This window comes from Bacillus sp. PAMC28748 (assembly GCF_014250415.1).
Taxonomy (GTDB): Bacteria; Bacillota; Bacilli; order Bacillales; family Bacillaceae; genus Bacillus; species Bacillus licheniformis.
Genome location: NZ_CP060192.1, coordinates 1,235,001 through 1,257,500 on the forward strand (window position 1 = coordinate 1,235,001; position 22,500 = coordinate 1,257,500).

A 22,500-nucleotide genomic window follows, 5' to 3' on the forward strand; every position below is an offset into this window, starting at 1 on the left:
ACCGGGGCTAAACGTATCACCGAAGCTGCGGACTGTTCTTGCGAACAGTGGTAGGAGAGCGTTCTAAGGGCTGTGAAGCGAGACCGGAAGGACTCGTGGAGCGCTTAGAAGTGAGAATGCCGGTATGAGTAGCGAAAGAGGGGTGAGAATCCCCTCCACCGAATGCCTAAGGTTTCCTGAGGAAGGCTCGTCCGCTCAGGGTTAGTCGGGACCTAAGCCGAGGCCGAAAGGCGTAGGCGATGGACAACAGGTTGATATTCCTGTACCACCTCCTCACCATTTGAGCAATGGGGGGACGCAGGAGGATAGGGCAAGCGCGGTATTGGATATCCGCGTCCAAGCAGTTAGGCTGGGAAATAGGCAAATCCGTTTCCCGTAAGGCTGAGCTGTGATGGCGAGCGAAATATAGTAGCGAAGTTCCTGATTCCACACTGCCAAGAAAAGCCTCTAGCGAGGTGAGAGGTGCCCGTACCGCAAACCGACACAGGTAGGCGAGGAGAGAATCCTAAGGTGATCGAGAGAACTCTCGTTAAGGAACTCGGCAAAATGACCCCGTAACTTCGGGAGAAGGGGTGCTCTGTTAGGGTGCAAGCCCGAGAGAGCCGCAGTGAATAGGCCCAGGCGACTGTTTAGCAAAAACACAGGTCTCTGCGAAGCCGTAAGGCGAAGTATAGGGGCTGACGCCTGCCCGGTGCTGGAAGGTTAAGAGGAGCGCTTAGCGTAAGCGAAGGTGCGAATTGAAGCCCCAGTAAACGGCGGCCGTAACTATAACGGTCCTAAGGTAGCGAAATTCCTTGTCGGGTAAGTTCCGACCCGCACGAAAGGCGCAACGATCTGGGCACTGTCTCAACGAGAGACTCGGTGAAATTATAGTACCTGTGAAGATGCAGGTTACCCGCGACAGGACGGAAAGACCCCGTGGAGCTTTACTGCAGCCTGATATTGAATGTTGGTACAGCTTGTACAGGATAGGTAGGAGCCTTGGAAACCGGAGCGCCAGCTTCGGTGGAGGCATCGGTGGGATACTACCCTGGCTGTATTGACCTTCTAACCCGCTGCCCTTATCGGGCAGGGAGACAGTGTCAGGTGGGCAGTTTGACTGGGGCGGTCGCCTCCTAAAAGGTAACGGAGGCGCCCAAAGGTTCCCTCAGAATGGTTGGAAATCATTCGCAGAGTGTAAAGGCACAAGGGAGCTTGACTGCGAGACCTACAAGTCGAGCAGGGACGAAAGTCGGGCTTAGTGATCCGGTGGTTCCGCATGGAAGGGCCATCGCTCAACGGATAAAAGCTACCCCGGGGATAACAGGCTTATCTCCCCCAAGAGTCCACATCGACGGGGAGGTTTGGCACCTCGATGTCGGCTCATCGCATCCTGGGGCTGTAGTCGGTCCCAAGGGTTGGGCTGTTCGCCCATTAAAGCGGTACGCGAGCTGGGTTCAGAACGTCGTGAGACAGTTCGGTCCCTATCCGTCGCGGGCGCAGGAAATTTGAGAGGAGCTGTCCTTAGTACGAGAGGACCGGGATGGACGCACCGCTGGTGTACCAGTTGTTCTGCCAAGGGCATCGCTGGGTAGCTATGTGCGGACGGGATAAGTGCTGAAAGCATCTAAGCATGAAGCCCCCCTCAAGATGAGATTTCCCATTCCTATAAGGAAGTAAGATCCCTGAAAGATGATCAGGTTGATAGGTCTGAGGTGGAAGTGTGGCGACACATGGAGCTGACAGATACTAATCGATCGAGGACTTAACCTAAATATTTGTGAATCGTCTGTCCGTTATCTAGTTTTGAGAGAATGCTCTCAGAAAGCCAAAGGCAAGGAAACTCGGCTAAAGGCCCTCACATCCTGTGAGGAACGCCCAGTACCTTCGTCCTGAAGGCATAGTTTGGTGGCGATAGCGAAGAGGTCACACCCGTTCCCATGCCGAACACGGAAGTTAAGCTCTTCAGCGCCGATGGTAGTTGGGGGCTTCCCCCTGTGAGAGTAGGACGCCGCCAAGCGCTAAGAGGACCAGCTTATATAAGCTGGTCTTTTTTGTTGTTTTCTTTTTTTCGAATAAGCAATTCAGCGATATAATAAGGGAACTTTGACTCGACTATATGTAAAAACTGTTGGATGATGACATAATCATCGCTGGCACTTTGAAGAAGAAGGTCATACCACCATTCTGTTTCATACCTGGCAATCATGCTTAAATTGTAAGCAACCAAGTAATGCACCAATATTTCCGGGAGCTTTAAAAAGCGATCCCGTTCAGCCGGAAAATAATATGCGCCATGTTCCAAATCATAAAGCAAGGTAGTCGAAGTGCTGGGACGGCATTCTTTTTGAGCGGCGGAAAAAATGATCCCCTCTTTTTCTTCACGGCAGAAAGACCAGTTTAAATGGTATTCGACATGTTCGATGAAACGCTTTGACGACATATTGTAAGCATCGGGCGTCTCGCTTGGCAGCCAAATGAGCCGGTCTTCGACGGCTGCTTTTACTATTGGATTCGGTTTTCTTTGAAATGCCAGTACTTTATTGATCTCCGGAATTCTCGCCAAAAGCTGCTTCATATTGAATCGTTCATCTTCCAATCCGGATAATTGGAAAAGGGACCTGATGACGTGCATACATAGGCCGTTCCTTTGGATTTTTACTTCATCTTCATAAAAGCGGTAATTTTGTTTTTTTCGTTTTCTAGTGGTCACGCCATGGGCGAGCACTGAAGTATGGCTTGGATAGGAAGGATCTGTCGTTAACAGGCAGGCTTTCAATAGCTGTGCCATGCCGTAAAATAATAAAATCGGTTTGATTTCCAACGTAGCGATTTTGGCTTGCTTGTAAAAGGCTTCCGCATGTTTAAGAAAAAAAATAAACCGCTCTCCGTTTTTATAGGAATTTTTTTTGGCATCTTCCATTCCTTGATTTTTATATACCATTTCAAGAAAATGCTGGGCTGTTTCGACCGAATAAAATAGCTTTAAATCCTTCCATCCTTTATCTTGCATGGACTCCACTTCCCTTATGGTTATTTTCTAAAAATTACAACTGTTTCTCGCTTTCTTGACAGTGGGTATTCAAGTTGATAATCTACATATAATATTTTGCCGAAAAGAGGGGGATTTACTAATGTGGGAAAGCAAATTTTCAAAAGAAGGCTTAACATTTGATGATGTATTGCTCGTTCCGGCTAAATCGGAGGTACTTCCGCGCGACGTCGATTTATCGGTAGAGCTTACACCGTCTCTCAAGCTGAATGTTCCAATTATTAGTGCAGGCATGGATACAGTTACAGAAGCTCAAATGGCCATCGCGATGGCAAGGCAGGGCGGACTGGGTATTATCCACAAAAACATGTCAATTGAACAGCAGGCTGAGCAGGTTGACAAAGTCAAACGTTCAGAGCGCGGCGTCATTACAAATCCGTTTTTCCTGACACCAGAGCACCAAGTTTTTGATGCAGAGCATTTGATGGGCAAATACAGAATTTCCGGTGTTCCGATTGTTGACAATGAAGAGGATCAGAAGCTGGTTGGAATCATTACAAACCGTGATCTGCGATTTATTTCTGATTACTCCATGAAAATCAGCGATGTTATGACAAAAGAAGAGCTTGTTACGGCTCCTGTTGGTACAACCCTGGATGAAGCAGAAAAAATTCTTCAAAAATACAAGATCGAAAAACTCCCTCTTTTAGATGATCAAGGTGTTTTAAAAGGGCTAATTACGATTAAAGACATTGAAAAAGTAATCGAATTCCCGAATTCAGCGAAAGATGTTCACGGCCGCCTATTGGTTGGAGCAGCGGTTGGTGTAACAGGCGACACAATGACACGCGTCAGAAAGCTTGTGGAAGCCAATGTCGATGTGATCGTCGTTGATACCGCGCACGGCCATTCACAAGGAGTATTGGATACCGTTAAGAAAATCCGCGACACTTATCCTGAATTAAATATCATTGCCGGTAACGTCGCAACTGCCGAAGGAACAAAAGCGCTTATCGAAGCTGGAGCAAATGTAGTTAAAGTCGGTATCGGACCGGGGTCAATTTGTACAACCCGCGTAGTAGCCGGTGTCGGTGTTCCGCAAGTGACAGCGATTTACGATTGTGCGACTGAAGCAAGAAAACACGGCGCTGCGATTATTGCAGACGGCGGCATCAAGTATTCCGGAGATATTGTCAAAGCCTTGGCTGCCGGCGGTCATGCCGTCATGCTAGGAAGCCTTCTTGCCGGAACATCTGAAAGCCCGGGCGAGACTGAAATCTATCAAGGCAGACGCTTTAAAGTTTATCGCGGCATGGGTTCTGTAGCTGCGATGGAAAAAGGAAGCAAAGACCGCTACTTCCAAGAGGAAAACAAAAAATTCGTTCCTGAAGGCATTGAAGGCCGTACGCCTTATAAAGGCCCTGTTGCTGATACCGTTTATCAGCTTGTCGGCGGTTTGAAATCCGGCATGGGCTACTGCGGAACGAAAGATTTGCACGCATTGAGGGAAGATGCGCAGTTCATCCGCATGACAGGAGCAGGCCTGCGGGAAAGCCATCCTCACGATGTGCAAATTACCAAAGAATCGCCTAACTATACCATTTCCTAATCAAATATGACAAAAATTAAACCGTAGACAGAGTGATACTCTGTCTATTTTTTTTTGCTTCATTATGATAAAATTTATAATGTTGTGTTTGAAAAATGTCTTAAAAGGCTTTGATATAGATTATTAGTCTGATGAAAAGCGGAGGTATCACGATTTGAAAAGCAAGAGATTAAAGCAGCTGATCATGTTAATCGTTGCTTTTGCCGTGACTGTAGGTGCATTTTCTCCTATGTCAACTGCAAAAGCTGCAAATGATCCAATCAATGTAGACGCGAAAGCAGCAATCCTGGTGGAAGCTTCATCGGGGAAAATTTTGTACAGTAAAAATGCCGACCAGCGTCTTCCTGTTGCCAGCATGGCAAAAATGATGACGGAGTATCTTCTGTTGGAAGCGATTCACGAAGGCAAAGTGAAATGGGATCAGAAGTACACGCCTGACGATTATGTATACGAGATTTCCCAAGATCGTTCACTATCCAATGTTCCTCTTCGTAAAGACGGATCATACACTGTAAAAGAGCTTTATCAGGCGACTGCAATTTACTCTGCAAACGCGGCGGCTATTGCACTTTCTGAAATTGTTGCCGGTTCTGAATCGAAGTTTGTAGAGTTAATGAACAAAAAAGCCAAAGAGCTTGGAATGAAAGATTTCAAATTTGTGAATGCCACAGGTTTGGAAAACAAGGATCTTCACGGCAAACATCCGAGCGGAACAAATGCCAATGAAGAAAATGAAGTGTCTGCGAGAGACATGGCGCTCCTTGCCGATCATTTAGTGAGCGATTATCCAGAGATCCTCGATACGGCGAGCATTGCCAAAACGAAGTTCAGAAAAGGCACAGACGATGAAATGGATATGCCGAACTGGAACTTTATGCTGAAAGGCCTTGTTCAGCAATATGAAGGTGTGGACGGGCTGAAAACCGGGTCAACCGACTCAGCCGGATCATGCTTTACGGCTACTGCTGAAAGAAATGGCATGAGAGTGATTTCCGTCGTTCTGAATGCGAAAGGCGACCTTCATACGGCGCGATTTAAAGAAACGAAAAAAATGCTCGATTATGCATTTGAAAACTTCACTATGAAAGAGTTTTACGCAAAAGGCGCACAAGTGAAAGGCAACGAAACAGTCACAGTCGACAAAGGGAAAGAAACTGAAGTCGGCATCGTCACAGAAAAAGCCTTTTCAATGCCTGTGAAGAACGGTGAAGAAAAGAATTACAAAGCGAAAGTGACGCTGAACAAAGACGAGCTGACCGCACCTGTTAAAAAAGGTGAGAAAGTCGGTACCTTGACGGCCTCCTATAAGGGAGAAGAAAAGGACTACGGATTTCTCGGCAGCGATGTATCAGGTGTAAACCTGGTGACAAAAGAAGATGATGAGAAAGCAAACTGGTTTATTTTAACGATGAGAAGCATCGGCGGCTTTTTTGCCGGTATATGGAACAGCATTGTTGAAATGGTAACCGGCTGGTTTTAAAAAATAAAGAGCTCTATTTGATAGGGCTCTTTATTGTCATATTCAGATAGAATTACCATTTACAATCCTAACGATTTGTTATTAAAATAGAAATAATCTTCGTGTTTTTCATATGATTTTGTGGAATTATAGGATACAATAGGATTAAATCTGACAATTCAATCTTTGATTAGGGGGATCCTTGAAATGGCTCAAACAGGTACTGATCGCGTAAAACGCGGTATGGCAGAAATGCAGAAGGGCGGCGTCATTATGGACGTTGTCAATGCTGAACAAGCAAAAATCGCAGAAGAAGCAGGAGCCGTCGCAGTCATGGCGCTGGAGCGCGTTCCGGCTGATATCCGTGCGGCAGGCGGAGTTGCCCGCATGGCAGATCCGACTATTGTCGAAGAAGTGATGAACGCTGTTTCAATCCCGGTTATGGCAAAAGCACGCATCGGGCATATCGTTGAAGCGCGTGTTCTTGAAGCGCTTGGCGTTGACTATATTGATGAAAGTGAAGTTTTGACTCCTGCAGATGAAGAATTTCATTTAAATAAAAACGAATTTACCGTTCCATTTGTATGCGGATGCCGCGACCTAGGAGAAGCGACGCGCCGGATCGCTGAAGGAGCTTCAATGCTTCGTACAAAAGGCGAACCTGGTACGGGCAATATTGTGGAAGCTGTCCGCCATATGAGAAAGGTGAATGCTCAAGTGCGCAAAGTAGTCGGCATGAGCGATGACGAACTGATGACAGAAGCGAAAAACCTCGGCGCTCCTTATGAGCTGCTGAAGGAAATTAAAGCCGAAGGACGCCTTCCGGTTGTCAACTTTGCTGCCGGCGGTGTAGCAACACCTGCTGATGCTGCTCTAATGATGCAGCTTGGCGCTGACGGCGTATTCGTAGGGTCCGGTATTTTCAAATCCGACAACCCTGCAAAATTCGCGAAAGCAATCGTAGAAGCGACGACGCATTTCACGGATTACAAGCTGATTGCCGAGCTTTCAAAAGAGCTTGGAACTGCGATGAAAGGGATTGAAATCTCAAATCTGCTGCCAGAACAGCGTATGCAAGAGCGCGGCTGGTAAACACGAAGGAGACGGATTGACATGCTGACAATTGGTGTACTTGGACTTCAGGGAGCAGTAAGAGAACACATTCGCTCAATTGAAGCATGCGGAGCGGCCGGAAAAGTCATCAAGTGGCCGGAAGAGTTAAAGGAAATCGACGGTTTGATTTTGCCAGGAGGCGAAAGCACGACGATGAGGCGCCTCATCGATACGTATCAGTTTATGAAGCCTCTTCAGGAATTTGCCGCATCCGGAAAGCCGGTATTTGGAACTTGTGCTGGGCTGATTATCCTGGCGAAGAACATTGCCGGAACTAACGATGCCCATCTCGGGGTTCTGGATGTAACGGTAGAGCGGAATTCCTTTGGAAGACAGGTGGACAGCTTTGAAGCAGACTTAACCGTTAAAGGACTTGAGGGACCGTTTACAGGCGTATTTATCCGCGCTCCGCACATTTTGGAAGCGGGCGCAGATGTAGAAGTGCTTTCGGAACACAACGGAAGAATCGTCGCTGCCAAACAAGGAAATCTTCTCGGCTGTTCTTTCCACCCTGAGCTGACGGATGATCACAGAATGACGAAATTATTTGTCGAGATGGTGGAAAAGCATAAACGGGAAGCCGTCGTATAAAACGGTTGAAAGCTGTTAAAACTTGTAGTACATTTATAAGACAATATAGATCGAAAAGCGTTGATAGGAAGCAGTAGGAAGCCTCTCTTTCCAAGAGAGCCGATGGTTGGTGCGAATCGGCGAAAGATGCTGTCCGAATCCATCCTTGAGCGAAATGCTGAACAGTCAAAGTAGGCATTTACGGGAGAACCGTTATCAAAATAAGCGGAAAGCAGGAGGTAGACGCCTGTTTTCAATCAGGGTGGCAACGCGAGAGCTCTCGTCCCTTTTATTTAGGGGACAAGGGCTCTTTTTTTCGGTCAAATCAGTATAAAAGGAGCGAGGCAGATGCTTGATGTCAAACTGCTGCGGGCAAATTTTGAAGAAATCAAACAAAAGCTTGCCCACAGGGGAGAAGATTTATCAGATTTTGATCAATTTGAGGAATTGGATACAAAGAGAAGAGAATTGATCGTCAAAGTGGAAGAGCTGAAAGGGAAGCGCAATGAGGTATCTCAGCAGGTTGCCGCTTTAAAGCGCGAGAAAAAAGATGCTGACCACCTCATTAAAGAAATGCGCGAAGTCGGTGAAGACATTAAAAAACTTGATGAAGAGCTGAGAACGGTCGAGTCTTCGCTTGATAAAATCATGCTGTCTATCCCGAACATCCCCCACGAGTCTGTTCCGGTCGGTGAGACTGAAGACGACAACGTGGAAGTTCGCAAATGGGGCGAACTCCCTGAGTTTTCGTTTGAGCCGAAGCCTCATTGGGATATTGCCGATCAATTGGATATTCTCGATTTTGAACGGGCCGGCAAGGTAACGGGAAGCCGTTTCGTTTTCTATAAAGGGCTCGGCGCCAGACTTGAACGCGCATTGTATAACTTTATGCTTGATCTCCACGTAGACGAGTACGGCTATACGGAAGTCATCCCGCCGTACATGGTGAACCGCGCAAGCATGACAGGCACCGGACAGCTGCCGAAGTTTGAGGAAGATGCTTTTAAGATCAGGGAAGAAGATTATTTCTTAATTCCGACGGCGGAAGTGCCGATTACGAACCTGCATCGCGATGAAATTTTGTCAGCTGACGAGCTGCCGATCAATTATGCGGCGTTCAGTGCGTGCTTCCGTTCAGAAGCAGGCTCTGCCGGACGTGATACGCGCGGTTTGATTCGCCAGCACCAATTTAACAAGGTTGAACTGGTGAAATTTGTGAAGCCTGAGGATTCATATGAAGAGCTTGAAAAACTGACAAATCAAGCGGAGAAGGTTCTTCAGCTGCTTGAGCTTCCTTATCGGGTGATGAGCATGTGTACGGGCGATCTGGGGTTTACCGCTGCGAAAAAATACGATATTGAAGTATGGATTCCAAGCCAAAACACATATCGCGAAATTTCATCATGCAGCAACTTTGAAGCTTTCCAGGCCAGACGGGCGAATATCAGATTCAGAAGGGAAGCAAAAGGCAAGCCAGAGCATGTCCATACGCTAAACGGATCCGGCTTGGCAGTCGGCAGAACGGTTGCCGCATTATTGGAAAATTATCAGCAGGAGGACGGAAGCGTCATCATCCCTAAAGCGCTTCGTCCATACATGGGGAACAGAGACGTTATTCAACCATAAAAAAGTGCGCGCCAATAGGCGCGCTTTTTTTATTCGAGTGACCAGACGGCGGCTACATTTCGCGCACAGCGCGTAAGATTTGAACTTCCATCGGCAAGAGCGTTCTCCAAGGAGCTGATGCCGGGCACGATCGAAAAGAGAGCGGAAATGCCGATATCATAAACAAGCTCGCAGCCTTCACCGAGCGATCCGGCAAATGCAATAACCGGAATATTTTCGCTGCAGGCGCGTTTTGCGACGCCGGCCGGCGTTTTTCCGCTGACCGTTTGGCCGTCTATTTTTCCCTCGCCTGTAATTACAAGATCGGCCCCTTTAATGCGTTCAGAAAAAGACAAAGTATCTAAAACAATGTCAACACCGCTTTTTAATTCCGCTTTTAAAAAGGCGCACAGGCCAGCTCCCAATCCTCCGGCCGCTCCGGCTCCCGGGAGTGAATCGATTTCGCATCCCAGCTCTGCTTTGACAGCTGCAGCATAATGTTTTAAGTTTTGATCCAAGTGGGCCGTCATTTCACTGTTCGCTCCTTTTTGCGGCCCAAATACAGCGGAGGCACCGCGAGGACCTGTAAGAGGATTATCAACATCACAGGCGGCTTCGAATTGGATATGCTTTAATTTTGGATCAAGGCCGCTCACATCGATTTTGGCAATCTCAGCTAGTGCACCGCCCCCATTTTCAATCTCTTCTCCAGCGCGGTTTAGAAACTTCACGCCAAGTGCTGAAGCCATTCCCGCGCCGCCGTCATTTGTCGCGCTTCCGCCGAGTCCGATGATGATCTGGGACACTCCTTTTTCCGCAGCATCCAGAATCAGCTCTCCGGTTCCTCTCGTTGTTGTTAACAGGGGATTCCGCTGTTCAGGTGGAACGAGGTGAAGGCCTGACGCTTCAGCCATTTCGATGACAGCCGTTTTTCCGTCACCAAGCAGGCCGTAAGCTGCCTTTACGGGCTTCCCGAGAGGGCCAGTGACCGTTTGATATACAATATCTCCTCCGGTAGCGTCAACCAGAGCCTGAACGGTTCCTTCGCCTCCGTCGGCAACCGGAATATTGACGTATTCGGCGTCAGGCAGAATCTCTTTAAAGCCTTTTTCAATGCTTCTAGCCGCCTCAAGCGATGTCATGCTTTCTTTAAATGAATCAGGTGCGATTACGATTTTCATGGTACCTGCTCCTTTTTAAATAAAGAATTGAAAAATTCCAAAAATCAAAGTCGAGATAATCGTTAGGATTAAGCCGATGACCGACTCATATGGAATCAGCTTTAAACGTTCTTTCATGGCCATGAATACGCTGCCTCCCGTCGTATGAAAAAAGCTTCCGTGAGGCAGATGGTCGAGCACCGTTGCTCCGGCGTGAATCATCGCCGCACCTGCGAGGCCGGCGACGCCAAGATCAAGCAATGTCGGGCCGAATACGCTGCTGGCGACAGCGGTGCCGGCGGTTGTCGAGGCGGTTGCCATTGACATCAGCATGCCCGAGATTGGAGCCAAGAGAAACGACGGTAGACCCAAGCCGACAAGGGTGTCGGTGATTAAAGAATTAAGTTTGGAGTTGGCGATGATGCCTGCAAGGGTTCCAGTCCCGAGCAGCATCACGGCAACGCCTGACATCTTTGACAGTCCTGAAGCGGCAAAATCCCTCAGTTTGCCCGCTTGCCCCGATGCGATCGCAGTGACGAGGCCTCCAGCCGGCAGAGCGATAATCGGATCAATCGTAATTCCTGCCGCAGGCCTTAAGGCGAGCAACAGGATAGAGACCACAGGGCCGCTGACCGCCGCCCAAAATGCCGGCAGTTGTTGTGCCGTTTGGGTCTCAATCTCATTTGCAGCTACTTTTGTTCCTTTATTTGAAAGGCGTTTTGCCAGCAAGTAAGTGGCGCCCAATCCGAAAATAGCGGGGATGATCCCGGCGGCCATCACGGATGTCAAAGGGACGTGAAAGGCATCTGAAGCGGCAATGGCATTAGGGTTTGGCGACATGATATTGCCCGCTTTTCCCCCGCCGATCATCGCCAACAGAATGGCCGCTTTGCTGATAAAGGTCCGCCTCGCGATCGCCAGAGCGATCGGAGCGACTGTGATGACGGCGACATCAACGAATACGCCGACCGTTGTTAAGATGGCTGTTGCCAATGTTAAGGCAAGAAGCGCCCTTTTTTCTCCGATCTGATTGACAATGGTTTCCGCAATCACCGCTGCGGAGCCGGATTGAATCAGAACGCCGGCGAGCACGCCTGCCGCCAAGATGCGGAGCACCGCGGGAATCATGTTTTTAGCACCTGCTATCATGAGATCCGTCGTCTCTATTAAATCTGCGCCGCCGATTAAGCCTCCGGCCAATGCGCCGATCATCATGCCGTAAGCCGGCGGGACTTTTTTCAGAATGAGAAAGATTGATATGACTAATGCGCATAAGGCGCCTATTGCATTGATTTGAATATCCATGTGCATACCCTCCCTTACGTCCAATTGTAAACGCTTTCTGTATGAGGGAGAATTGGTCAGGTATACGGATTTCGTCCTTTTATCCTATATTTAAATTGTTCATTTGCACAAAAGGGTGAAAAAAGAGTAATGGCTGTATACAGTTTGAATAGGTCGTCAAACCGTTTTGGATTACACCCCGTTGCCAATTCAATCTTTCTGAGCCGGTAGTTTAAGGTGTTGCGATGAATAAAGAGTCTTGATGAAGTTTCCCCGATTTCGCCGTTTTCTTCTATGTAGCAGAGGAGGGTATGAGTTAATTCGCCTTTTTGATCTGCTTGGGAAAGGCGATCCCAGATGTTTTGAAAGTGAATCTCCTGATCCGGATGCTCTATTTTTGATAATAAAACAGGAATCGCAAACTCTCGATAATCGTATAAACTACAATTGTTTTCAGCAATCTTGAGCGTTTGTTTTGCACTTTGATAGGAAAATGGCAGCTGCTGAAGCTGGTCAGCCTGCTCGCCAAGCGCGCCTCTGACTGTTTTCCATTGGCTGAGCCAGCCGTTCCAAGCTGAAAAGAGATCAGACCTGCTTTTAGTGGGGGCGCCTGCCAGAATAACTGCGACCTCTTTTAAAGAAATATTGGCGTACAAATCTTTCGCGGTTAAATGTTTTTCAAGTTTTTTAATAAACGCCGGCTTCATATCAGCCGATGGGAGCTCAAACACAAGACAAGTACGCTGGCCGTCAAGCGGTATGTTTAATCGCTCTGCACGTTCAAAGAAGTCAAGGGATGCTAGATCAGTCCCCTGAATCATTTGGATGACCGTTTCTTCGCGGAGCCTTTGATCCCATGTCAGCTGTTTTGTTAAAAATGCCTGTTCGACTGTTAGCTCCGCTGCCATTTTGACAAGTTCTCCGTAACGGCTGACTTCAGAAGGCGGCCCCGTGATTCCAATGACGCCGATTATTTCATCATGAAATACGATGGGAAGGTTTACGCCGGGCTTCGTTCCCGTTAAAGCCGAGCATTCTTCGGGCGTGATGCTGATAACCTTTTCAGCTGCAAGTGCGTCCTTCGCTCCTGCGTGTTCATCACCGATTCTCGAACGGTCTCCTGAAGCGATGATAACCCCGTTTTCATCCATCATATTAATGTTGTGCCGAATAATCGACATGGTTCTTTCGACAATTTCCTCCGCCAATTCTTTTGATAGGTAATTCATTTCATCATGCTCCTGCCTAAGATCGTTTTTTAAATGGTGATTGTTCCGTCGATCCAGCCTTTTATGAATGATTTTAAAGAAGGTGCGACCCATATTCGGCTGTCGTCTATATGATTCCAAACATAAATATCATTTTTCCGTATGGAGCCGTTTAAAATAGAATAAGCAAATAAATCGCCATTGCCCGCACCTGCTATAAAGAGCAGACAATCAAACGGCTTAAAACAGTCGGTACATCTCATGTCTAGATTCTCTTCTATTATTCTGTCCGCAGGCCAAATGAGATGATCCCCGAAAGTATCATTAATGCCGTTTGTCATTTTTAAAAGGCTGACCAGTTCATCAGGAAAAGAGACGCCGAGGAGTTCTTCTGCTTTCTGAAGCTTTCCTGTTTCAATAGGTCTGTTCAGCGTGTAATCTTGAGGCAAACGGCTTATAAAATGTTTCCACAATGCCATCACCCTTTGCGTTTATTATTATTTTTGCATATAATGAGAAGCGTGAACAATAAAATAAATTTTTTATAAAAAAATCCCTTGACTTAAAAAGATAGGACATGTTATATTAATTCTTGTCGATACGGAGGAATACCCAAGTCTGGCTGAAGGGATCGGTCTTGAAAACCGACAGGGGTGTCAAAGCCCGCGGGGGTTCGAATCCCTCTTCCTCCGCCATTATTGATTTGCATTTTAGTGATTGAAAAGCATAAATTGGAGATTGTGTTGCCGCTGCCTGGATAGGGCAGCGGTTTTTTTTATATGCAGCAAAAAGAGCGGCTCTTCAAGGGAATCCGCTCTTTTTGCTTGTTTATCTTTGAATGGCTTCACTGATTTTTTCAATGATTGGATCGAGAGAGGCTGAGTTGTTGAACAGGTCGTATTCATCAATATTGACTCTGACAACCGGACAGGCGTTAAATCCGCTGATCCAGTTTTCATACCTAGTGTACATTTCTTCCCAATACGATCTGTCGGTTAACAGTTCCATTTCCCGTCCGCGTTTTTGGATGCGGTCGAGAATCGTTTCCAAATCGCCCTCTAAATAGACTAAAACGTCGGGGCGGGGGAAGTAAGGCGTCATGACCATCGCTTCAAACAGGCTCGTATACGTCTTATAGTCGACTTTTGACATTGTGCCTTTATCGGCGTGCATTTTGGCGAAAATGCCTGTATCTTCATAAATTGAACGGTCCTGAACAAATCCGCCGCCCGATTCGTAAATGTATTTTTGTTCTTTGAAGCGCTCTGCCAAGAAGAAAATCTGCAGGTGAAAGCTCCAGCGTTCAAAGTCTTGGTAAAAAGCCTCCAAATAAGGGTTATTCACGACCTCTTCAAGAGAGGTTTTAAATCCGAGCCTTTTTGCAAGCTCTTTTGTCAATGTGGATTTCCCCACTCCTACCGTTCCTGCAACAGTAATGATAGCATCTTTCGGAATATCATATACACTCATTCTATATACTCCTTTACTTGATCGGCAATTCGATTGAAAACGGCTTCTGAGATTACGAAGTCTTCCTGATCTCCGTTAATTTCAATGACGGGTATTGGCGGATCGGATTCTTTAAATTGCTTAATGGCCGCCTCATAATCATTGATAAGCTGTTCCAGGTATTGCTTGTCCATTTCTTGTTCAAACGGCCGTCCGCGTTTTTTGATCCGTTCCAATAAAGTTGGAAGACTCGCTCTTATGTAAATGATGACGTTTGGTTTCGGCAGATCTTCTGTAAGCAGCTGATAAATTTTTCTGTATTTCTCAAGTTTTTTGCCTTCCAGCGTCCGTTCGGCAAAAATGAGGTTTTTATAAATATGATAGTCCGAAACAACGGGCATGTGATGATGCAAATACTTTTTCTCGGTATCTTCAAGCTGCTTATAGCGATTGCAGAGGAAAAACATCTCAAGCTGAAAGCTCCATTCATCTTTTTCATCATAAAATTTATCAAGAAAAGGGTTTTCTTCGACGATTTCTTTGACCAAAGAGAGTGAGAGCTTTTCGGAGAGCATGCTGGCCAAGGTTGTTTTTCCCGCGCCGATGGGGCCTTCGACAGCAATGAAAGGGGCTGTATTCATAGGTGTCCTCCTACTAAAGAAATTCATTTGTGAACCATACATATTGTATCACATCATCATCCGCTGCCATGAAAAAAAACGTTCCTTTAACTTGGGAACGTCTCTTTCACAACATTAAATTGATCGGCTATCAAGAGCCAGTTTTGCGGGAAGGACAGGCCGAGCTTCCAATAGCTGATTCCCCTTAAATTCAATTCCCTAATCAGATCAAACTTTGCCTGAATCGAGCGGGCGTCTTCAAACCATACTTCATGCTGTTTGCCGGCATTGTCCGTATAGCGGAAGTTTGGAGCCTGAGCTGTTTCATCGTACTGTATCGCCGCATTGTTCTCGCTCGCGATCTCAATCGCCCGCTGGGGGCTGATTGCTCTGGCCAGCGGTCCGCCTGGCGTATAGGGGAGCGTCCAGTCATAGCCGTACAAGTTCTGTCCCATGACGATTTTGCTGGCGGGCATTTCCGTGAGTGCGTATTCGATCACGTCCCGGACGGGCCCGATCGGCGATACCGCCATCGGGGGCCCTCCGCTGTAGCCCCACTCATATGTCATCAGCACGACGAAATCGACAATTTCGCCGTGGGCCCGGTAATCATGGGCTTCATACCATTGTCCGGGCTGATCCGCTCTCGTTTTCGGAGCAAGCGCGGTTGAGATGAGCCAGCCTTCCTGCCTGAAGCGGGCCCGGGCATCCCGTAAAAACTGATTATAGGCTTCTCTATCTTCGGGCCTTAAGTATTCGAAGTCAAAATGGATGTCTTTAAAACCGTATCTTCTGGCCGCTGCAACGATGTTATCGAGCAATCTGTTTTTTACATTCTGGTCCGTCAGAATGATCCTGCCGAGTTCGTCGCTGAAAGCTTCATTTTCGAGATTGGTGACAATCATCATCATCGTAGTCCGATGTCTGTCGGCAATTTCTTTTAAGTTGTTCAGCGGCGGTTCTTCGAGTGTGCCGTCCCGCTTCGCCTGGAAGCTGAAAGCGCCCAGATAGGTCAAGTATGGCGAAGCCTCTCTTGCCGCCTGCTGCAAAGCGGGGCTTACGCTTTCTCCCCGAGGTTCGATATAGGCGTTTGTTTCAATGTTCCGTCTTGGCCGAGGGGGGATGTAAAGCAGCAGTCCGACCGGTAAAACGGCGCTAACCTGAATGCGGTTGATCCTCGCCAGTTCAGCCGGAGAAATATTAAAGCGTGCTCCGATTGATGCTAATGTATCTCCCTGTCTGACCTCATAAAACTCGCCGGCGATCGGGATCACGATGGTTTGTCCGACAACAAGCCGATTCGGGTTCGGAATTTCATTCGTCGCGACAATTTCATTAACTGTTGTTCGGTAACGATTCGCGATTTGGTAAAGGGTATCGCCTCTTTTCACGACATAAATCTGAATGGGAAACGCCTCCTTTCTCATTGCTACCACTATATGATGAAAGGAAGTGTTTCATGCTCTAAGTTTCGGAGGTAATCGCCTTAGCCGTCGTGATATTGGCGAACAGAACATTTTCCATCATCGTCAAGGCGTATTTGTTGTCTTTTTCATTGTTTGAGGCGATGCAATCGCGCGGAATCGTAATCTCGTACTCCCGCATATAAGCATCGTTTGCCGTAAATAATACGCAGATATTGCCTGCGATCCCAGTGATGATCAAATGATCGACATGAAGTTCATGCAGCAATGTTTCAAGAGCAGTGCCGTAAAAGGCTGAGTGCTTTGGTTTGATTAAAAAATAATCGCTGTCATTCGGTGCAAGCCGGTCGATGATATATTCGCTCCTGCCGTTTTTGCATTTCTTGATAATGGCAGCAATATCCGCTTGCCAAATTCCAAAATGGTCATTAATGTATATGATAGGCCATTTCATTTTGGCTGCGTGTTCTTTTAATGCCAGAAGATGCTCGGTGATATTTCTGGTCTTTTTGGAAAGAACGTCACCCATATCGAATTGAAAATCATTAATGATGTCGACTATAATGAGAGCTGAATTGGACAATGCGATTGTCTCCTTTCAGATTTTATATTCCTTTAACTATAAGTTAGCCTATTCAGTTTGGCGAAAAACATTGAAAGAGTGCATGCGGATGACACAAGACGAGTTTTATATGAAAGAAGCGGTCAATGAAGCGAGAAAAGCCGAAGAAAAAGGCGAAGTGCCGATTGGTGCTGTACTCGTTCTGGATGGGGAAATTATCGCCCGCGCCCATAATCTGAGGGAAACCGAGCAAAGGTCGGTTGCCCACGCGGAGATGCTCGTCATTGAAGAGGCATGCCGGAAGCTGGGGACCTGGCGGCTGGAGAGAGCTGTTCTTTACGTTACCCTTGAGCCATGTCCGATGTGTGCCGGAGCGGCCGTTCTTTCCAGAATCGACAAAGTGGTGTTCGGAGCGTCTGATCCGAAAGGCGGCTGTGCAGGGACTTTGATGAATCTCCTGCAGGAGGAGAGATTCAATCATCAGGCTGAAGTCGTGAGCGGCGTAATGGAAGAAGAATGCGGCAGGATGCTGAGCGATTTTTTCAGAAAGCTCCGCGCGAAAAAGAAAGCAGAAAAGCAAAGCGAGCTGTGATGACGGAAATTTGCAATTTAGGATGAAACAAGTTATACTAATGAGTGCGTCACATCAAGACGCAGCTTAAATAATTTGATATTTATTTTGCCGTGCTAAGCGGGGAGGTAGCGGTGCCCTGTACTCGCAATCCGCTCGAGCGAGGCCGAATCCCTTTCTCGAGGTTCGTTTACTTTAAGGTCTGCCTTAAGCAAGTGGTGTTGACGCTTGGGTCCTGCGCAATGGGAATCCATGAACCATGTCAGGTCCGGAAGGAAGCAGCATTAAGTGGAACCTTCCATGTGCCGCAGGGTTGCCTGGGCTGAGCTAACTGCTTAAGTAACGCTTAGGGTAGCGAATCGACAGAAGGTGCACGGTAAATCAATCATCAAATTAAGAACTCATCTATTTGAATATAGATGAGTTTTTTTCTTAAGAAGAGCTTTTGGATTTGAAAGCCGCATCATGTATAATGGAAATGATGAAAACAAGAGGAGGGCGTGTTTGTGAGTTACCAGGCTTTATATAGAGTGTTCAGGCCGCAGTTGTTTGAAGATGTAGTCGGTCAGGAGCACATCACGAAAACGTTGCAAAATGCCCTTTTACAAAAGAAATTTTCGCACGCTTATCTGTTTTCCGGACCGAGGGGAACGGGAAAAACAAGCGCCGCAAAACTGTTTGCCAAAGCTGTCAACTGTGAGCGCGCTCCGGTCAGTGAACCGTGTAACGAATGCTCCGCGTGCAAAGGCATTACAAACGGTTCGATTTCAGATGTGATCGAAATTGACGCCGCTTCTAACAACGGTGTAGATGAAATACGCGACATCCGCGACAAGGTGAAATTTGCCCCGTCTGCCGTCACGTATAAAGTATATATCATAGATGAAGTACATATGCTTTCTATCGGCGCATTCAACGCCCTTCTAAAAACGCTTGAAGAGCCGCCGGAGCATTGTATCTTTATTCTCGCAACAACAGAGCCTCATAAAATTCCTTTAACGATTATTTCTAGATGTCAGCGATTTGATTTTAAGAGGATTACCTCGCAGGCAATTGTCGGACGAATGAAAAAAATCGTCGAAGCTGAACAGTTCAAGGTGCAGGACGGAGCCTTAGACATCATCGCCAGTGCCGCGGACGGCGGCATGAGGGATGCGCTGAGCCTGCTCGATCAGGCCGTATCATTCAGCGGAGAAGAGCTGACGGTGGATGATGCGCTGCTGATAACAGGCGCCGTGTCACAGCACTATATTGGAAAGCTCGCCTCAACCCTTCACGAAAAAAATGTTTCCGGTGCTTTGGAAACATTGAACGAACTCCTTCAGCAGGGGAAAGATCCGGCAAAATTAATCGAGGATATGATTTTCTACTTCAGGGATATGCTTCTTTATCAAACGGCGCCCGATTTAGAAGGCGTTCTTGAAAAGGTGAAGGTGGACGAAGAGTTCCAAACCCTATCCCGGCAAATTCCCGCATCAGACCTTTACGAAATGATCGATATATTAAATAAAAGCCATCAGGAAATGAAATGGACGAATCATCCGCGTATCTTCTTTGAAGTTGCGGTTGTGAAGCTCTGCCAGGGACCAAAAGCAGGGGCATCCGCGGCCGCCCAGCCGGAAGTGGACAATCTCGTCAACAAGGTTCGGCAGCTTGAACAGGAGATTGAGAGGCTTAAAACACAAGGTGTGCAGGTCTCTTCTGCTCCCGCCCAGGCTAAAGAAGCGTCCCGTCCGCAAAAAAGCATAAAAAGCGCGTATAAAGCGCCTGTCGGCCGCATTCATGAAATATTAAAGGATGCCACAAGACCGGATCTCGAAAAATTAAAGGGCTGCTGGGGACAATTGCTTGCCCAGCTGAAACAGCAGAATAAAGTATCACATGCGGCCCTTTTAAATGACAGCGAACCGGTGGCTGCATCTTCAAAAGCATTTGTCCTCGCATTCAAATACGAAATTCACTGTAAAATGGTAGCTGAAGACAACAACGGAGTCAGGACGAATCTGGAACAAATTTTGGACGGAATGCTCGGCGGAAGGATAGATATAGTTGGCGTTCCCGAAGCCCAATGGGGTAAAATAAGAGAAGAATTTTTGCAGGATCACCAGCCGGAAGATTCTGAAGCAAACGAACCGAAAGAAGAAGATCCGCTCGTAGCAGAAGCTAAAAAACTGTTCGGAGCGGAACTGATTGAAATTAAAGAATAAAAACATGAAAGAGAGTGGATTTGAGTATGCGCGGTGGAATGGGTAACATGCAGAAAATGATGAAGCAAATGCAAAAAATGCAAAAGGATATGCAAAAGGCACAGGAGGAGCTGGCTGAAAAAGTACTCGAAGGTACTGCAGGCGGTGGAATGGTGACCGTTAAGGTGAACGGCCAAAAAGAAGTCATCGACGTCATCATCAAAGAGGAAGTCGTAGACCCTGAAGATGTTGAAATGCTTCAAGATCTTGTTCTTGCAGCGACAAACGATGCTTTGAAAAAAGTTGACGAAGTAACAAATGAAACGATGGGTAAGTTTACAAAAGGAATGAACATGCCGGGTTTATTCTAGGAGGAAAATAAGAATGCAGTATCCTGAACCAATATCAAAGCTGATTGACAGCTTTATGAAATTGCCAGGAATCGGACCCAAGACGGCGGTCCGTCTGGCTTTTTTTGTTCTTAGTATGAAAGAAGACGTCGTGTTAGATTTTGCAAAAGCATTGGTAAACGCAAAGCGCAATTTGACATATTGCTCGGTCTGCGGACATATAACAGATCAAGATCCTTGCTATATTTGTGAAGATACGAGAAGAGACAAATCGGTCATATGTGTTGTTCAGGATCCCAAAGATGTCATTGCTATGGAGAAAATGAAGGAGTACAACGGACTGTACCATGTTTTGCATGGAGCGATTTCTCCGATGGACGGCATCGGTCCGGAAGATATTAAAATACCCGAATTGCTGAAGCGGTTGCAGGATGATCAGGTGACTGAAGTCATTCTCGCGACAAACCCGAATATAGAAGGAGAAGCAACGGCCATGTACATTTCAAGGCTTTTAAAGCCGTCTGGTATCAAGCTGTCACGAATTGCCCATGGACTTCCGGTCGGAGGCGATTTGGAGTATGCAGATGAAGTCACTCTTTCTAAAGCGCTTGAAGGCAGACGTGAAATGTAGAGGGAGGAGATTGCGTTACCATGGGTTTTCTTCGGAAAAAGAAGCTTAGAAAAGAATTTGATAACAAGCTGGTTGAACAGCTGATCCATCAAAAGGAAGAATGGAACAGGCAAAAGCGGCTGATTGAAAACAGCCTAGAGCCTTCCCCAGAAGTTCTTTACGAATTAAAGGTTGCCGAGGCAAAGTACTTTTTTTATTTGCGGGAAGCAAAAAAAAGAAATTTAAGGATCGGCAGCTGGAAGTAGCAGGTCTATTTGCATGATTCCCATCATATGCTTGTACAAGAACGAGCGAGGAGTGAGGGAATTCATGGGATCTGTTATCTTTATCGGGGCAATTGTAGCTTTGGTTGCCCTGTTGTTTTTTTCAAAAGCATCATTTAAGCCTTTGCGATTAATCGGAAGAATAGCGGTTAGATTTGTAGTCGGCGCTTTGTTTTTGTTCTGTGTGAATCTGTTTGGCGAGAGCGTGGGCATTCACGTGCCGATTAATATTGTAACAACCGGAGTGAGCGGATTATTGGGGGTTCCCGGTGTAGCAGCTCTTATTGTCATTAAACAATTTATCGCAATATAATTTTTTGTTGACAAATATATTTAAAGGTGTTAAATTAATATTTGTCGCTAATGACGAATAATTTTTTGAAAAAAAGTTGTTGACGACATCACGATTAAATGTTAAGATATTATAGTCGCTTTGAGAGCGGCAACGAAGTTCTTTGAAAACTAAACAAGACAAAACGTACCTGTTAATTCATTTTTATAAATCGCACATTTGAGTGTGCGTAGTCAGGGGCCTGCACGATGCAGGTCATGCAGATGTTGTCACAGGATGTGACGAACTTAATCTGCGCTCCATTATTTCATGGAGAGTTTGATCCTGGCTCAGGACGAACGCTGGCGGCGTGCCTAATACATGCAAGTCGAGCGGACCGATGGGAGCTTGCTCCCTTAGGTCAGCGGCGGACGGGTGAGTAACACGTGGGTAACCTGCCTGTAAGACTGGGATAACTCCGGGAAACCGGGGCTAATACCGGATGCTTGATTGAACCGCATGGTTCAATCATAAAAGGTGGCTTTTAGCTACCACTTACAGATGGACCCGCGGCGCATTAGCTAGTTGGTGAGGTAACGGCTCACCAAGGCGACGATGCGTAGCCGACCTGAGAGGGTGATCGGCCACACTGGGACTGAGACACGGCCCAGACTCCTACGGGAGGCAGCAGTAGGGAATCTTCCGCAATGGACGAAAGTCTGACGGAGCAACGCCGCGTGAGTGATGAAGGTTTTCGGATCGTAAAACTCTGTTGTTAGGGAAGAACAAGTACCGTTCGAATAGGGCGGTACCTTGACGGTACCTAACCAGAAAGCCACGGCTAACTACGTGCCAGCAGCCGCGGTAATACGTAGGTGGCAAGCGTTGTCCGGAATTATTGGGCGTAAAGCGCGCGCAGGCGGTTTCTTAAGTCTGATGTGAAAGCCCCCGGCTCAACCGGGGAGGGTCATTGGAAACTGGGGAACTTGAGTGCAGAAGAGGAGAGTGGAATTCCACGTGTAGCGGTGAAATGCGTAGAGATGTGGAGGAACACCAGTGGCGAAGGCGACTCTCTGGTCTGTAACTGACGCTGAGGCGCGAAAGCGTGGGGAGCGAACAGGATTAGATACCCTGGTAGTCCACGCCGTAAACGATGAGTGCTAAGTGTTAGAGGGTTTCCGCCCTTTAGTGCTG

General features: G+C 47.0%; 20 protein-coding genes, 1 tRNA gene, 3 rRNA genes, 1 other RNA gene and 1 other annotated feature (2 of these 26 running past the window's edge). Of the genes, 16 read left to right on the forward strand and 9 right to left on the reverse strand.

Annotated features, from left to right (window positions below):
* Together H7F26_RS06235 and rrf are read left to right on the forward strand one after the other, a co-directional pair.
* Positions 1-1,752, forward strand: a 23S ribosomal RNA gene (locus tag H7F26_RS06235) (it extends 1,179 nt beyond the left edge of the window).
* 131 nt (positions 1,753-1,883) lie between these two features.
* A 5S ribosomal RNA gene (rrf, locus tag H7F26_RS06240) occupies positions 1,884-1,999 on the forward strand.
* A 15-nt stretch (positions 2,000-2,014) separates the two neighbouring features.
* On the opposite strand, the gene H7F26_RS06245 is transcribed toward rrf, so the two are convergent.
* A complete protein-coding gene (locus H7F26_RS06245) occupies positions 2,015-2,992 on the reverse strand; it encodes a YaaC family protein (protein ID WP_003178100.1) in 978 nt (325 codons plus the stop codon).
* Positions 2,993-3,113: 121 nt separating this feature from the next.
* On the opposite strand from H7F26_RS06245, the gene guaB reads away from it, so the two are divergent.
* From guaB to serS, 5 genes are all read left to right on the forward strand, one after another.
* The gene (gene guaB / locus H7F26_RS06250) at positions 3,114-4,580 is read left to right on the forward strand and encodes an IMP dehydrogenase (protein ID WP_003178102.1); all 1,467 of its coding nucleotides are present in this window, start codon (positions 3,114-3,116) and stop codon (positions 4,578-4,580) included.
* Positions 4,581-4,764: 184 nt separating this feature from the next.
* Complete coding sequence (locus H7F26_RS06255) at positions 4,765-6,060, forward strand: D-alanyl-D-alanine carboxypeptidase family protein (protein ID WP_031314563.1); 1,296 nt, start codon at positions 4,765-4,767, stop codon at positions 6,058-6,060.
* Positions 6,061-6,246: 186 nt separating this feature from the next.
* Positions 6,247-7,131: a pyridoxal 5'-phosphate synthase lyase subunit PdxS gene (pdxS, locus tag H7F26_RS06260; RefSeq protein WP_003178108.1), complete on the forward strand. Its 885-nt coding sequence runs from the start codon at positions 6,247-6,249 to the stop codon at positions 7,129-7,131.
* 21 nt (positions 7,132-7,152) lie between these two features.
* The gene (gene pdxT, locus H7F26_RS06265; RefSeq protein WP_003178110.1) at positions 7,153-7,743 is read left to right on the forward strand and encodes a pyridoxal 5'-phosphate synthase glutaminase subunit PdxT; all 591 of its coding nucleotides are present in this window, start codon (positions 7,153-7,155) and stop codon (positions 7,741-7,743) included.
* 51 nt (positions 7,744-7,794) lie between these two features.
* Positions 7,795-8,013 (forward strand) — a binding site (T-box leader).
* A gap of 57 nt (positions 8,014-8,070) precedes the next feature.
* A complete protein-coding gene (gene serS / locus H7F26_RS06270; RefSeq protein ID WP_003178111.1) occupies positions 8,071-9,348 on the forward strand; it encodes a serine--tRNA ligase in 1,278 nt (425 codons plus the stop codon).
* Between the two features lie 29 nt (positions 9,349-9,377).
* Here serS and H7F26_RS06275 read toward each other — a convergent pair whose 3' ends face one another.
* Genes H7F26_RS06275 through H7F26_RS06290 form a run of 4 tightly spaced genes read right to left on the reverse strand, consistent with a single transcriptional unit; the run spans position 9,378 to position 13,452 of the window.
* The gene (locus H7F26_RS06275; protein ID WP_003178116.1) at positions 9,378-10,508 is read right to left on the reverse strand and encodes a glycerate kinase; all 1,131 of its coding nucleotides are present in this window, start codon (positions 10,506-10,508) and stop codon (positions 9,378-9,380) included.
* Between the two features lie 15 nt (positions 10,509-10,523).
* The gene (locus tag H7F26_RS06280) at positions 10,524-11,792 is read right to left on the reverse strand and encodes a GntP family permease (RefSeq protein WP_009330049.1); all 1,269 of its coding nucleotides are present in this window, start codon (positions 11,790-11,792) and stop codon (positions 10,524-10,526) included.
* A 56-nt stretch (positions 11,793-11,848) separates the two neighbouring features.
* Positions 11,849-13,000 (reverse strand): CdaR family transcriptional regulator, encoded by a 1,152-nt coding sequence (locus H7F26_RS06285; protein WP_003178121.1) that lies wholly within the window; start codon positions 12,998-13,000, stop codon positions 11,849-11,851.
* Between the two features lie 29 nt (positions 13,001-13,029).
* Positions 13,030-13,452 (reverse strand): SMI1/KNR4 family protein, encoded by a 423-nt coding sequence (locus H7F26_RS06290; RefSeq protein WP_011197461.1) that lies wholly within the window; start codon positions 13,450-13,452, stop codon positions 13,030-13,032.
* A 129-nt stretch (positions 13,453-13,581) separates the two neighbouring features.
* Here H7F26_RS06290 and H7F26_RS06295 point away from each other — a divergent pair.
* Positions 13,582-13,674 (forward strand) — tRNA-Ser (locus H7F26_RS06295).
* Positions 13,675-13,807: 133 nt separating this feature from the next.
* On the opposite strand, the gene H7F26_RS06300 is transcribed toward H7F26_RS06295, so the two are convergent.
* The 4 genes from H7F26_RS06300 to H7F26_RS06315 all read right to left on the reverse strand — a co-directional run bounded on the left by H7F26_RS06300 (position 13,808) and on the right by H7F26_RS06315 (position 17,001).
* Positions 13,808-14,449 carry a deoxynucleoside kinase gene (locus H7F26_RS06300; protein ID WP_009330052.1) on the reverse strand — a complete coding sequence of 214 codons (642 nt, stop codon included), beginning with the start codon at positions 14,447-14,449 and terminating at the stop codon, positions 13,808-13,810.
* Entirely contained in the window at positions 14,446-15,069 is a 624-nt protein-coding gene (locus tag H7F26_RS06305; protein ID WP_003178127.1) for a deoxynucleoside kinase, read from the reverse strand. The genes H7F26_RS06300 and H7F26_RS06305 overlap by 4 nt, the downstream gene beginning before the upstream one ends.
* Before the next feature lie 86 nt (positions 15,070-15,155).
* Entirely contained in the window at positions 15,156-16,475 is a 1,320-nt protein-coding gene (locus H7F26_RS06310; RefSeq protein ID WP_003178129.1) for a glycoside hydrolase family 18 protein, read from the reverse strand.
* A gap of 37 nt (positions 16,476-16,512) precedes the next feature.
* Entirely contained in the window at positions 16,513-17,001 is a 489-nt protein-coding gene (locus tag H7F26_RS06315; RefSeq protein ID WP_237563011.1) for a cysteine hydrolase family protein, read from the reverse strand.
* A gap of 142 nt (positions 17,002-17,143) precedes the next feature.
* On the opposite strand from H7F26_RS06315, the gene tadA reads away from it, so the two are divergent.
* The 8 genes from tadA to H7F26_RS06355 all read left to right on the forward strand — a co-directional run.
* Positions 17,144-17,626, forward strand: a complete 483-nt coding sequence (gene tadA, locus H7F26_RS06320; RefSeq protein WP_009330054.1) for a tRNA adenosine(34) deaminase TadA — start codon at positions 17,144-17,146, stop codon at positions 17,624-17,626.
* Positions 17,627-17,716: 90 nt separating this feature from the next.
* Positions 17,717-17,982: signal recognition particle sRNA large type (ffs, locus tag H7F26_RS06325), an RNA gene on the forward strand.
* A 129-nt stretch (positions 17,983-18,111) separates the two neighbouring features.
* Positions 18,112-19,812, forward strand: a complete 1,701-nt coding sequence (dnaX, locus tag H7F26_RS06330; protein ID WP_003178135.1) for a DNA polymerase III subunit gamma/tau — start codon at positions 18,112-18,114, stop codon at positions 19,810-19,812.
* A gap of 26 nt (positions 19,813-19,838) precedes the next feature.
* A complete protein-coding gene (locus tag H7F26_RS06335) occupies positions 19,839-20,162 on the forward strand; it encodes a YbaB/EbfC family nucleoid-associated protein (RefSeq protein ID WP_003178138.1) in 324 nt (107 codons plus the stop codon).
* Positions 20,163-20,175: 13 nt separating this feature from the next.
* Positions 20,176-20,772 (forward strand): recombination protein RecR, encoded by a 597-nt coding sequence (gene recR, locus H7F26_RS06340; RefSeq protein WP_003178140.1) that lies wholly within the window; start codon positions 20,176-20,178, stop codon positions 20,770-20,772.
* A 20-nt stretch (positions 20,773-20,792) separates the two neighbouring features.
* On the forward strand, positions 20,793-21,017 hold the full coding sequence (locus tag H7F26_RS06345; RefSeq protein ID WP_003178142.1) for a YaaL family protein: 225 nt from the start codon (positions 20,793-20,795) through the stop codon (positions 21,015-21,017).
* 64 nt (positions 21,018-21,081) lie between these two features.
* Positions 21,082-21,348: a pro-sigmaK processing inhibitor BofA family protein gene (locus H7F26_RS06350; protein ID WP_003178144.1), complete on the forward strand. Its 267-nt coding sequence runs from the start codon at positions 21,082-21,084 to the stop codon at positions 21,346-21,348.
* Positions 21,349-21,633: 285 nt separating this feature from the next.
* Positions 21,634-22,500: ribosomal RNA gene (locus H7F26_RS06355) — 16S ribosomal RNA — on the forward strand (it continues 683 nt past the right edge of the window).

Excerpts from the sequence above, each read along its gene's own strand:
- pdxT (WP_003178110.1), top strand. The coding sequence starts at position 7,153 with ATGCTGACAATTGGTGTACTTGGACTTCAGGGAGCAGTAAGAGAACAC.
- H7F26_RS06285 (WP_003178121.1), bottom strand. The coding sequence starts at position 13,000 with ATGAATTACCTATCAAAAGAATTGGCGGAGGAAATTGTCGAAAGAACC.
- tadA (WP_009330054.1), top strand. The coding sequence starts at position 17,144 with ATGACACAAGACGAGTTTTATATGAAAGAAGCGGTCAATGAAGCGAGA.
- H7F26_RS06300 (WP_009330052.1), bottom strand. The coding sequence starts at position 14,449 with ATGAGTGTATATGATATTCCGAAAGATGCTATCATTACTGTTGCAGGA.
- guaB (WP_003178102.1), top strand. The coding sequence starts at position 3,114 with ATGTGGGAAAGCAAATTTTCAAAAGAAGGCTTAACATTTGATGATGTA.
- H7F26_RS06255 (WP_031314563.1), top strand. The coding sequence starts at position 4,765 with ATGTTAATCGTTGCTTTTGCCGTGACTGTAGGTGCATTTTCTCCTATG.
- H7F26_RS06245 (WP_003178100.1), bottom strand. The coding sequence starts at position 2,992 with ATGCAAGATAAAGGATGGAAGGATTTAAAGCTATTTTATTCGGTCGAA.
- H7F26_RS06310 (WP_003178129.1), bottom strand. The coding sequence starts at position 16,475 with ATGAGAAAGGAGGCGTTTCCCATTCAGATTTATGTCGTGAAAAGAGGC.
- pdxS (WP_003178108.1), top strand. The coding sequence starts at position 6,247 with ATGGCTCAAACAGGTACTGATCGCGTAAAACGCGGTATGGCAGAAATG.
- H7F26_RS06350 (WP_003178144.1), top strand. The coding sequence starts at position 21,082 with ATGGGATCTGTTATCTTTATCGGGGCAATTGTAGCTTTGGTTGCCCTG.
- H7F26_RS06335 (WP_003178138.1), top strand. The coding sequence starts at position 19,839 with ATGCGCGGTGGAATGGGTAACATGCAGAAAATGATGAAGCAAATGCAA.
- H7F26_RS06275 (WP_003178116.1), bottom strand. The coding sequence starts at position 10,508 with ATGAAAATCGTAATCGCACCTGATTCATTTAAAGAAAGCATGACATCG.
- H7F26_RS06305 (WP_003178127.1), bottom strand. The coding sequence starts at position 15,069 with ATGAATACAGCCCCTTTCATTGCTGTCGAAGGCCCCATCGGCGCGGGA.
- H7F26_RS06280 (WP_009330049.1), bottom strand. The coding sequence starts at position 11,792 with ATGGATATTCAAATCAATGCAATAGGCGCCTTATGCGCATTAGTCATA.
- serS (WP_003178111.1), top strand. The coding sequence starts at position 8,071 with ATGCTTGATGTCAAACTGCTGCGGGCAAATTTTGAAGAAATCAAACAA.
- recR (WP_003178140.1), top strand. The coding sequence starts at position 20,176 with ATGCAGTATCCTGAACCAATATCAAAGCTGATTGACAGCTTTATGAAA.
- H7F26_RS06345 (WP_003178142.1), top strand. The coding sequence starts at position 20,793 with ATGGGTTTTCTTCGGAAAAAGAAGCTTAGAAAAGAATTTGATAACAAG.
- H7F26_RS06315 (WP_237563011.1), bottom strand. The coding sequence starts at position 17,001 with ATGGGTGACGTTCTTTCCAAAAAGACCAGAAATATCACCGAGCATCTT.